Genomic DNA, 10,461 nt, shown 5'->3' with positions numbered 1-10,461 from the left:
AAAAGAGATCGACCGCGCCAGCGCGACGCGTAAGCTGCGTCTGCCCGGCAAGCTCGCCGACTGCACGCAGACCGCTGCCCAGGGCGCGGAACTGTTCATCGTCGAAGGTGACTCGGCCGGCGGCAGCGCCAAGCAGGCGCGCAATCGTGCCAGCCAGGCGGTGCTGCCATTGCGCGGCAAGATACTCAACGTAGCCGGGGCCAGCCGCGAGAAAATGGCCGCCAGCCAGTTGATCTCGGACCTGATCCAGGCGCTGGGCTGCGGCACGCGGGATCGCTATCGCGAGGAAGACCTGCGTTACGACAAGATCATCGTGATGACCGATGCCGACGTGGATGGAGCCCATATCGCGGCGCTGCTGATCACCTTCTTCTTCCAGGAAATGCCCAAGCTGATCGATGGCGGGCACCTGTTCCTGGCCATGCCGCCGCTCTATCGCATCAGCCAGGGCGGCAAGACGCTCTACGCCCGCGACGACGCGCACAAGACTGAACTGATGGAGACCGAGTTCACCGGCAAGGGCAAGGTGGACATGACCCGCTTCAAGGGCCTGGGCGAAATGCCGTTCGCACATCTGCGCGAGACGACCATGTCGCCCAAATCGCGCACGCTGCTGCAGGTCAAGATCCGCGACGACCTCGAGGCCACCCGGATCAGCGTCGACCGGCTGATGGGAACCAAGCCGGAAGCGCGCTTCGACTTCATCCAGGAGAATGCGGCCTTCGTGACCGATCTGGACATCTAGCGTCATCCTCTCCCTTCCGGGGAGAGGTGAAGCGCCAATTAAGACTAACGGCCTCAAAGCCGTTGACAGACAAGGCCTTTGCGCTATGGTCCGCGCCGCTAGAGCATTTCTGGCTGGACGGCTTGTTTGTTTGGACACAGTCCGCCTTTGCTGAATGTGCCTCAGGGCCACTCCGTCGTTTCTTGCAGTTTCTCTGCAACCGTCCGGTGGCCGCCCCAGTTGTGGATGCGTTCGCGTACCGACCTACCGGTCCACTGCTGAAGACCCCGGCGCACCGTCCGAATGTCTCGGACCGGACCTGGCCCCGGGCCACATTTCTGAGCGGAATTACCCAACTTGACTGATGATTTTTCCGGGCTTGGCCTGTCCACCAAAGTAACAGACGCCGTGACGTCCGCGGGCTACACCACGCCAACCGAAATCCAGGCGCAGGCTATCCCGCATATCCTTGAGAAAAAGGACGTCATCGGCATTGCCCAGACCGGCACGGGCAAGACGGCGAGCTTCGTGCTGCCAATGCTGCACCTGCTGGAAAACGGCCGCGCCCGCGCCCGCATGCCCCGCACGCTCATTCTCGAACCGACGCGCGAACTCGCGGCGCAGGTCAGCGAGAACTTTGAAAAATACGGCAAGAACCACCGCCTGACGATGGCCCTGATCATCGGCGGGGTATCGTTCGAAGACCAGAACAAGAAGCTCGACCGCGGCGTCGACGTGCTGATCGCTACGCCCGGCCGCCTGCTCGACCAGATCGAGCGCGGCAAAATCATGCTGAATGGCGTTGAAATCCTCGTCATCGACGAGGCCGACCGCATGCTCGACATGGGCTTCATCGATGACATCGAAAAGATCGTCAATCGCCTGCCGCCGCGCCGGCAGACCATGCTGTTTTCAGCGACGATGGATGCCCAGATTGAGAAGCTGACCAAGAAGTTCCTCAAGGATCCGGTGCATGTCCAGGTCTCCCGCGCGGCGTCGACCGCCGACACCATCGACCAGAAGCTGGTCAAGGTCGGCTCCAAACCTGAGGAAAAGCGCGCCGCTTTGCGTGAGCGCATCCGGGCCGCGGACGGGCTGACCAACGCCATCATCTTCTGCAACCGCAAGCGCGACGTGGCGACCCTTGCCCGTTCGCTGGAGCGGCACGGCTTCAGTGCCGGGGGCCTGCATGGCGACATGGACCAGAAGAGCCGCACCGAGACGCTCGATGCCTTCAAGAACAACCGGCTGACCCTTTTGGTCGCCAGTGACGTGGCAGCGCGCGGCCTCGATATTCCGGCGGTCAGCCACGTGTTTAATTTCGACGTGCCCGTGCACGCCGAAGACTATGTGCACCGTATCGGCCGTACCGGTCGTGCCGGCCGCCTGGGCGTCGCCTATACGCTGGTTGCCCCGGCGGATGGCAAGCATCTCGATGCCATTCTCAAGTTGATTCAGAAGCCGATCGAATGGCTGGAAGTGAGTGGCAGGGCCGCCACTGCTCCTGTCGCCGAGACGGAAGAGGGTGCCGAGCGCCCCGCTCGCCCGGCCCGTTCGCGTCGTGGCGGACCGCGTAACCGCTCCGAAGCCGAACCAAGTGCCGAAGCGGCTCAGGCTCGTGCACCCCGGACCCGGCCCGAGGTGGCGCCAAGCGCAGAAGCGGCGCCGGCTCGCACCCCCAGGACCCGGCCCGAAGCCGAAAAGGGCGAAGGCGCCAAGCCTCGTGCCCCCAAGGCAACCGCCGTCGAGTCCACAGTTGCTGGGGAGCCCGTGGCGGCCGGGCCGGAACCGGTCAAGGCCGAACGCGGCGGCCAGCGGGCGCAGCGCGGCCGCGGCCGGACGCGCCCATCGGCGGACGAGGGCGACCTGAATTCCAGCAACAGCAACTCGCCCTTCGGCAACGATGGTCCAGTTCCGGCATTTTTGCTTCGACCAACGCGGGTCGGCAACTAGTTCCGCGTCTATTTTACTGTGTATGACAACGGTTTATTGAAATGGCGCGGTTGTATTCATTAGTACGGCCGCGGTAACTATCAACGAGAGATTCGGTGCATCCGGTTGGGGCGCCGAAACAGGCAGCGGCGCGCGAGGGAAGCAGTGTCGGAACACGAGTTCAAACGCGCGCTTGGCTATGCCAATTCGGCATTTGACCTGCTGAAGCGCAGCGCAATTCCGCCTTACCCCCAGTTCTACGAGCTGCTCTACACCTATGCGACGGGCGTGAACCCGACGCTGAATAACCGGATCAATGCCATCTTCCGCAACGGCAATACGCCGTCGGAAAATCTGGCCGAGGCGCTCTACAACGAATTTCTCAAATCCGATGTGAATGACCGCATGACCAACGTCTCGGAGCGCATGCATGCGCGCATCGAGGCGGTCCATGAAGCCATCGACAGTGCCATGACTACGGCGAACGCCTATTCCGGCTCGCTGCAGACGGCCAGCGGCGATCTGGAACGGGATATCTCGCCTGTGGCGATGAAGGCCCTGGCCGACCGGCTGCTGTCCGAAACGCGGCGCATGCAGGAGACCAACATTGCCCTTGAGAAGAAGCTGGAGGCGTCGCGGGATGACCTGGCTTCGCTACAACGTGACCTGGACGATGTGCGGCGCGAGTCCATGCTGGACCCGCTGACCAAGATCTCCAACCGCAAGGGTTTCGACGACGGCCTGGATGCCGCGATCGCCGAGGCGAGCGTTTCAAACGATCCGCTGTGCCTGATGATCGTGGACATCGACAATTTCAAGAGTTTCAACGACACCTATGGGCACCAGACCGGCGACCAGGTGTTGCGGCTGGTGGCGATGACGCTCAAGTCCAACATCAAGGGCAAGGATCTGGCCGCCCGTTATGGCGGGGAGGAATTCGTCGCCATCCTGCCATCGACCGATATCGAAGGCGCGGTCATCGTGGCGGAGAATATCCGCCGGGCGCTCCAGGCCAAGCAATTGCTGAAGCGCTCGACCAACGAGAAGCTCGGCCGGATCACTGCATCGTTCGGTGTGGCCACCTATTGCGCCGGCGACACGCCTGCTTCGCTCATCGAGCGCGCCGACCGCTGCCTCTATGCGGCCAAGCATGCCGGCCGCAACCGGGTGATCAGCGAGACCGAGCTCGCCGATATCCTGGCGAAGGCGGCCCTGGTGGCCGGGGCCAGCGCGGCCTAACCCTCAAGATCAACAGCACATGCGAGCTTGTCGAAGGACAAGGTCTAGTCTTCTCCGGCGGGCGCTACGGTGGCCGGCGCGAGTTCCACGCCGAGGCTTTCCAGCATGTCCCAGTATTCCGGATAGGTCTTGCCGGTGCAGGCTGGATCTAGAATGATGATCCCCGGAATCCTGAGGCCGGCCAGGGCGAAGCTCATGGCGATGCGGTGATCGTGATAGGTCTCGATCCGCGTGCGAGCGTTGCGGTCGGCCAGCTTGCTTGCCAGGCTCGGATCCGACGCGACGAGCAGATCGTCGCCCTCCTCCGTGCCCAGGCCTGGCAGGATGCGATTGAGTTCATTGGCCACGGCCCGGATGCGGTCGGTTTCCTTGACGCGCAGGTTGGCGATGCCGACAAAGCGCACCGGACGATTGTTGAAAGCGGCCAGCACGGCAAGCGTGGGTACGGCGTCCTGCATCTGCGAGCCATCGATGATGGCGGGCATGTCGGGGAATTGGGCAATCACCGCCTGCGCTGCCGCGTCGGGCTGCGTAAACGCATCTGCGGCTACGCCGAGGTCGATCCGGCCGCCGGTAAGCACCTCCGCGCCCCACAGGTAGGTCGCAGCGGAGGCATCGGGCTCAATCAACAGGTCGGTGGCGACATAGCCGGTGGGCTGCACCCGCCAGGTGCCCGCATCGACCTGTTCCACCGTGGCGCCAAAGCTGCGCATGGCGGCCAGCGTGAGATCGACATAGCCCCGGGCGCCAATATCGCTGCCGGTCAGCGCGATCTCGATTGGACCGTCGCCGAGAGGCGCCGCCATCAGCAGGGCCGACACATACTGGCTGGAGAGGCCACCATCGATCTCGACGCGCCCCCGGCCGAAGCTGCCGCGCCCGCGAATGGTAACCGGCGGGCAACCGGTCGGACTGGTGGCGTCGATGCCCAGGGACTGAAGCGCGGTGACCAGCGGTCCGATCGGCCGAACGCGCATCTCCTCATCACCATCGACGATGACTTCACCGTCGACCGTCGCCACGGCGGCGGTGAGGAAGCGCGTCGCGGTGCCGGCATTGCCGAGGAATAGCGGGCCCTCCGGCGCCTGCAGCCGGCCCGCGCTGGTGACCACGAAGCTGGTCGCGTCGGGTTCCTCCACGCTCACGCCCATCTGCCGCAGGGCGGCGGCCATGAGCGTCGTATCCTTGCTCTTGAGCGCACCGGTCAGCCGGCTCGTCCCGGCTGCCAGCGCGGCCAGCAGCAGCGCACGATTGGTGATGGATTTCGATCCCGGCGGCGATACGCGACCGATGAGCGGACGGTTTGGCGGGATGATGGTGAGAGCGGGCGGAAGCGGGCTTGGCATGATGGCGGATCAATGCCTCATGGCTGCGCGTCGCGCAACTGCTTCCGGGCAGGACTTAGGCCCCTGCCCGTGCCTCGGCAATCGCCTTGAGGTCGGCCGGCTTGAGCTGGACGCTTTCCCCGCACCCGCATTCGCCGGTCTGGTTGGGATTCTTGAAGGTGAAGCCGGAGCTCATCTTGGATTCTTCGAAATCCATCACCGTGCCCAAAAGGAACATGGTCGCCTTGGGCTCGATATAAACTTCGACGCCCTTGTCGTTGACATGATCGTCGCCTGCGACCGGTTCGGTGACATAGTCGAGCGTATAGGCCATGCCCGCACAGCCGGCATTCTTGACACCGACGCGCACGCCGATCACCGGCTTGCCGGAATCTTCCATGATCTCGTTGATGCGCTCGGCGGCTGCGTCGGTCAGCGACATGATCTTGAAGGCCATGGCTCGGTATCCTCTAGTAGTTCTGCCAGACGCCCGGCGTGATCAATTCGACCAGCAGGCGATCCGGATCGCGGAAGTACAGACTCATGCCGCCCTGCGGCCAGCTGACTTCGCTTTCAATGTCTATATCTAGGCTCTTGAGGAAGGATTTCCAATCCTCATAGCTTGCGGCGGGAACGCCGAAGGCGAAATGCTGTTCGCCGCCGCCGTCATGGGGCGGAATAAAACCGTCGCCGACCGGAACCGGGTTTGGCGTGCCGCCCTGCTTGAACAGTAGCAGCACCTGCCCCGGGCCGACATTGAGCGGCTGGATGCGCTCGTTGCCGCCCATCGGCTCGAAGCCGAAGATGCGAATGTAGAAATCGCGGCTGCGCCGGACATCGGTCACATAGAGCGCGGTTTCGACCAGACCTTCGAGCGCCGGGCGGTTCAAACTACCACCAGTTCAGCGCGACCTGCGCTTCCTCGCTCATGCGTGAAGCGTCCCACGGAGGATCGAACACCATGTTGACCGTCACGTCCTGCACGCCTTCAACGGCGCGGGCGGCGTTTTCCACCCAGCCGGGCATTTCGCCAGCGACCGGGCACCCCGGCGCGGTGAGCGTCATGTCGATGGTCAGGTTGCGGTCATCGTCGAGATCGACCTTGTAGATCAGGCCGAGCTCATAGATGTCGACCGGGATTTCCGGGTCATAGACGGTCTTGAGCGCACCGATCAGGTCGCTGGTGATGCGCTCGACCTCGGCCTCGGGCAGCCCACCGCCAACATTGGGGGTGATGCGATTTTCCGGAATGGTCGGGGCCGGGGCGATTACAGGTTCATCTGTCATGGTCGTCCTCGCTTACGCGAAAAATTTCTGGGCGCGTTCGATGCCGTCCACCAGCGCGTCCACGTCGTCCTTGCCGTTATATAGGGCGAAGGAGGCGCGGCAGGTAGAGGTGACACCAAAGCGTTTGAGCAGCGGCAAGGCGCAATGGGTGCCAGCACGGACGGCGATGCCGTAGCGGTCGAGAATGGTCGAGACGTCGTGGGCGTGGGCGCCTTTGATCTCGAACGAGAAAATGCCGCCCTTGCCTTGTGCCGTGCCGATCAGGCGCAGCGAATTGATGCGGCTGAGGCGCTCATGGGCATAGGCAGCGACTTCGGCCTCATGGGCGGCGATAGCCTCGCGGCCGAGGCTTTCCATATAGGTCAGCGCGGCTCCAAGGCCGATGGCCTGCACGATGGGCGGCGTGCCGGCCTCGAAACGGTGCGGCGGTTCGTTATAGGTCACCGTTTCCATGGTGACCGTGTCGATCATCTCGCCACCACCCTGATAGGGCTGCATCTCGGCGAGCAGATCATATTTGCCATAGAGCACGCCGATGCCGGTGGGCCCGTAGAGCTTGTGGCCGGTCATGACATAGAAATCAGCGTCGATGTCTTGCACGTCCACGCTGGTGTGCACGGCGCCCTGGCTGCCGTCAATCAGCACCGGAATGCCCCTTGCATGGGCGATCTCGATCACCTGCTTGATCGGCATCACGGTGCCCAGAACGTTGGACATATGCGTAACCGCAACCATACGGGTCCGGTCGGTCAGCGCCGCAGCAAATGCGTCGAGGTCAAAGCTGCCGTCGTCGCGCACGTCGACCCATTTGATCACCGCGCCCTTGCGCTCGCGGTGGAAATGCCAAGGCACGATGTTGGAGTGGTGCTCCATGATCGTGGTGACGATCTCGTCGCCCTCGCTGATGCGCGGACCGGCGAAGGATGATGCGACGAGGTTGATCGCCTCGGTCGCCGAGCGGGTGAAGATGATTTCTTCGACCCGGCCGGCATTGAGGAATTTGCGGACGGCCTCGCGGCCACCCTCGTAAGCCTCGGTCGCCCGGTTGGCGAGCGTATGCAGGCCACGGTGGACATTGGCGTATTCGTGCCGGAAGGCATGATCCATGCGGTCGAGCACCTGCACCGGCTTCTGGGCCGAGGCACCGCTATCGAGATAGACCAGCCGATGCCCGTGGATGACCTCGGAGAGGATCGGGAAATCGGCGCGGACTTTGGCAAGGTCGAAGGTCATTACTTCCCCACCAGCCACCCATCGATGATGCCATGTAGCGCCTCTGCCAGGGCTTCGTCTTCGATGGGGTCAATGAGTTCTTCGAGGAAGCCGCGCACCAGCATGGTCTCGGCCTCTTCCTGGGGGATGCCGCGGCTCATCAGGTAGAACAGGCTATCCTCGTCAAGCTTGCCGCAGGTCGAGCCGTGGCCGCAGACGACATCGTCGGCATAGATTTCGAGCTCGGGCTTGCTGAGGATTTCTGCCTCGTCCGACAGCATCAGACCCTGATGCATGAACTTGGCATCGGTCTTCTGGGCATCCCGGGCGACGACAAGGCGCCCCTGAACGACAGACTTGCCACGGCCCCGCGCGATCGACTTGAACAGCGGCTGCGATGATGTCCCCGGCACGGCGTGGGTCGCATCCATGGTGATGTCGGCATGCTGCCCATCCGACACCAGGTTGAGCCCGGTGATGTCGCCATGGGCGCCCGCGCCTTCATAGCGCGGAAAGAGCTGCGTGCGGCTCAGGCCTGCTCCGGCATGAATCACCAGCGTACGCAGCCTGGCGCCATCGGCAAGGTGGTACTCATTGGTGGCGAAATGCGAGGTGGCCCTGGCAGAGAGGTCGACCGTGATGTGGGTGACCACGGCATTCTTGCCGAGCGCGATATAGGTGGCGTGATTGCCGACATGGGCTGCATCGGAGCCCGAGAAGGTCTCAAGAATCGTGGCCGAAGCGCCATCGGCCACGAAGATCTTGAGCGAATCCGCGGCATGGGCGGCTTCGCCTTCGATACGACGGTCGATCTGGATCACCGGATCGACGCTGCTTTCCAGTGTCAGGGTCAGGCTTTCATGGGCCAGGGCGCCGTTGAGATGCACCAGGATATCGTCGCGCGTGCTCAGCACGCCGCCCTCGGCCTTGCCGACGATGATGCCAGCCGGAGCAGTGGAGGCCGACTGGATGACCCCATTGGCGATCATCAGCTGATAGGCGCCGGGAACGCGCAGGGCGGGCGCGGATGCTTCATTGGCAGCCTGTGCCAGCGGTGGCACGGCCTTCAGCAGGGTCTTGAGGTCGGTATAGTGATAGCTCTCGACGCGGCGCGTCGGCAGGCCGGCGACGGTGATCCGCTCGGCCGTCGCGTCGGCACCCACGCTCTTGAGCTGGGCGATCAATGTATCCTCGGCTGCTCCGAGCCGGACGGGCATGGTCTGGCGCATGATCAGGCCACCGCGTCGTCGAAGTCGGCATAGCCCTTGGCTTCGAGCTGCAGCGCCAGGTCCTTGTCGCCGCTCTCGACGATCTTGCCGTCGGAGAACACATGCACCACGTCGGGAACGATGTGGTTGAGCAGGCGCTGGTAGTGGGTAATGACCAGCATCGAGCGGCCAGCCGAGCGCAGGGCGTTGACGCCCTTCGAGACCACCTGCAAAGCGTCGATGTCGAGACCGGAATCGGTCTCGTCGAGAATGCACATCTTGGGCTGCAGCAGCGCCATCTGCAGCACTTCTGCGCGCTTCTTCTCGCCGCCGGAGAAGCCGACATTGAGCGGGCGCTTGAGCATGTCGGGGTCGATATTGAGATCGGCGCCGGCGGTCTTGACCGCGCGCATGAAGTCGGGGGTCGAGAGTTCCCCCTCCCCGCGCCCCTTGCGCTGGGCATTCATCGCCGCCTTGAGGAAGGTCATGGTGGCAACGCCGGGGATTTCGATCGGGTACTGGAATGCCAGGAACAGGCCGGCAACGGCACGTTCCGACGGGTCCATCTCGAGCAGATTTTCGCCGTCGAGCAGCACTTCGCCCTCGGTGATCTCATAGTCTTCCTTGCCGGCCAGCACGTAGCTCAGCGTCGACTTGCCCGAGCCGTTGCGACCCATCACGGCATGTACTTCGCCGGGCGGGATGACGAGGTTCACGCCCTTGAGGATTTCGCGGTCTTCGATGCGCGCGTGCAGGTTGCGGATTTCAAGGATCGGGGTGGTCATCAGAAAGTCTCCAGAAAGTCGGTGGCGCGAAGCGCCGAGTGAGTTGCGGCGCTCAGGCGCCAGGTTCGCCGTCCCAGTAATCGACGGCCCGGCCGTCGCGGATCAGGTGGCGGAGGGTAGATTTGTCGGTCGGATCGCCACTGGTGCGGCTGAAGACGCCGAACTTGTTCGAATCCGGATATTCGCAAACCTCAGTCGCGGCCTTGTTCGACACGCCGAGATAGCGCAGCGTGCCGCTGCCGGTGTTGATGATCTGGTGCGCCGTGCTGCGGTCGCCTGCCGGTGCGCCGAGGACGTCGCCGGCCTTGAAGGCATGGCTCGCCTCACCGAAGCGGTACGTCCCCTCGCCCTCCAGGATGACGAATAGCTCGTCTTCCTGATGGTGGTTGTGGAACGGGCAGCTCGACTTGCCGGCCGGCACTTCGTTGTAGCTGATGCCCAGATTGCGCAGGCCCAGCAGGCGGCCGAACGAAACGTCGGCCGACTTGTAGAGGCCACCCCGCTCCCACGCATCGAGCGTGAGATCGGCAAGCGAAACCACCGGGCTACGCGTTTCGTCGCTCATCTTAGCCGACGCTGCCTTCGAGGCTGATCGAGATCAGCTTCTGCGTTTCGACCATGAATTCCATCGGCAGATGCTGCAGCACGTCGCGGACAAAGCCGTTGACGATCAGCGCCACGGCTTCCTCTTCCGAGAGGCCGCGCTGCTGGCAATAGAACATCTGGTCGTCCGAGATCTTGGACGTGGT

12 protein-coding genes are annotated in these 10,461 nt (G+C 63.4%); 3 read left to right on the top strand and 9 right to left on the bottom strand.

The genetic code is table 11. The features are described from left to right. From V6M52_RS13025 to V6M52_RS13015, 3 genes are all read left to right on the top strand, one after another. Window positions 1–745 (top strand): toprim domain-containing protein (locus V6M52_RS13025; protein WP_332701332.1); only part of this gene is annotated, 745 nt, incomplete at its 5' end. Window positions 746–1,081: 336 nt separating this feature from the next. Next, window positions 1,082–2,677 carry a DEAD/DEAH box helicase gene (locus V6M52_RS13020; protein WP_332690862.1) on the top strand — a complete coding sequence of 532 codons (1,596 nt, stop codon included), beginning with the start codon at window positions 1,082–1,084 and terminating at the stop codon, window positions 2,675–2,677. A gap of 144 nt (window positions 2,678–2,821) precedes the next feature. Then, window positions 2,822–3,895, top strand: a complete 1,074-nt coding sequence (locus V6M52_RS13015; RefSeq protein WP_332701331.1) for a GGDEF domain-containing protein — start codon at window positions 2,822–2,824, stop codon at window positions 3,893–3,895. Between the two features lie 44 nt (window positions 3,896–3,939). Here the strand turns inward: V6M52_RS13015 and V6M52_RS13010 are convergent, their stop codons facing one another. From V6M52_RS13010 to V6M52_RS12970, 9 genes are all read right to left on the bottom strand, one after another. Continuing rightward, the gene (locus V6M52_RS13010; protein ID WP_332701330.1) at window positions 3,940–5,241 is read right to left on the bottom strand and encodes a 3-phosphoshikimate 1-carboxyvinyltransferase; all 1,302 of its coding nucleotides are present in this window, start codon (window positions 5,239–5,241) and stop codon (window positions 3,940–3,942) included. A gap of 55 nt (window positions 5,242–5,296) precedes the next feature. Further along, window positions 5,297–5,677 (bottom strand): HesB/IscA family protein, encoded by a 381-nt coding sequence (locus V6M52_RS13005; RefSeq protein ID WP_332701329.1) that lies wholly within the window; start codon window positions 5,675–5,677, stop codon window positions 5,297–5,299. A gap of 13 nt (window positions 5,678–5,690) precedes the next feature. Further along, window positions 5,691–6,110: a VOC family protein gene (locus V6M52_RS13000; RefSeq protein ID WP_332693496.1), complete on the bottom strand. Its 420-nt coding sequence runs from the start codon at window positions 6,108–6,110 to the stop codon at window positions 5,691–5,693. 1 nt (window position 6,111) lies between these two features. After that, a complete protein-coding gene (locus V6M52_RS12995; RefSeq protein ID WP_332693494.1) occupies window positions 6,112–6,507 on the bottom strand; it encodes an SUF system Fe-S cluster assembly protein in 396 nt (131 codons plus the stop codon). Between the two features lie 12 nt (window positions 6,508–6,519). Beyond that, window positions 6,520–7,740 (bottom strand): cysteine desulfurase, encoded by a 1,221-nt coding sequence (locus V6M52_RS12990; protein ID WP_332693491.1) that lies wholly within the window; start codon window positions 7,738–7,740, stop codon window positions 6,520–6,522. Then, entirely contained in the window at window positions 7,740–8,948 is a 1,209-nt protein-coding gene (sufD, locus tag V6M52_RS12985; RefSeq protein WP_332701328.1) for a Fe-S cluster assembly protein SufD, read from the bottom strand. The genes V6M52_RS12990 and sufD overlap by 1 nt, the downstream gene beginning before the upstream one ends. 2 nt (window positions 8,949–8,950) lie before the next feature. Further along, window positions 8,951–9,700 carry a Fe-S cluster assembly ATPase SufC gene (gene sufC, locus V6M52_RS12980; RefSeq protein ID WP_332693505.1) on the bottom strand — a complete coding sequence of 250 codons (750 nt, stop codon included), beginning with the start codon at window positions 9,698–9,700 and terminating at the stop codon, window positions 8,951–8,953. Window positions 9,701–9,764: 64 nt separating this feature from the next. Next, window positions 9,765–10,277 carry a cupin domain-containing protein gene (locus V6M52_RS12975; protein WP_332701327.1) on the bottom strand — a complete coding sequence of 171 codons (513 nt, stop codon included), beginning with the start codon at window positions 10,275–10,277 and terminating at the stop codon, window positions 9,765–9,767. Window position 10,278: 1 nt separating this feature from the next. Then, window positions 10,279–10,461 (bottom strand): SufD family Fe-S cluster assembly protein (locus tag V6M52_RS12970; protein ID WP_332701326.1); only part of this gene is annotated, 183 nt, incomplete at its 5' end.

Origin of the sequence: Devosia sp. (assembly GCF_036676215.1) — a bacterium.
Taxonomy (GTDB): Bacteria; Pseudomonadota; Alphaproteobacteria; order Rhizobiales; family Devosiaceae; genus Devosia.
The sequence above is the reverse complement of the archived record's forward strand: the minus strand, read 5'-3'. Positions and strand labels throughout refer to the sequence as shown.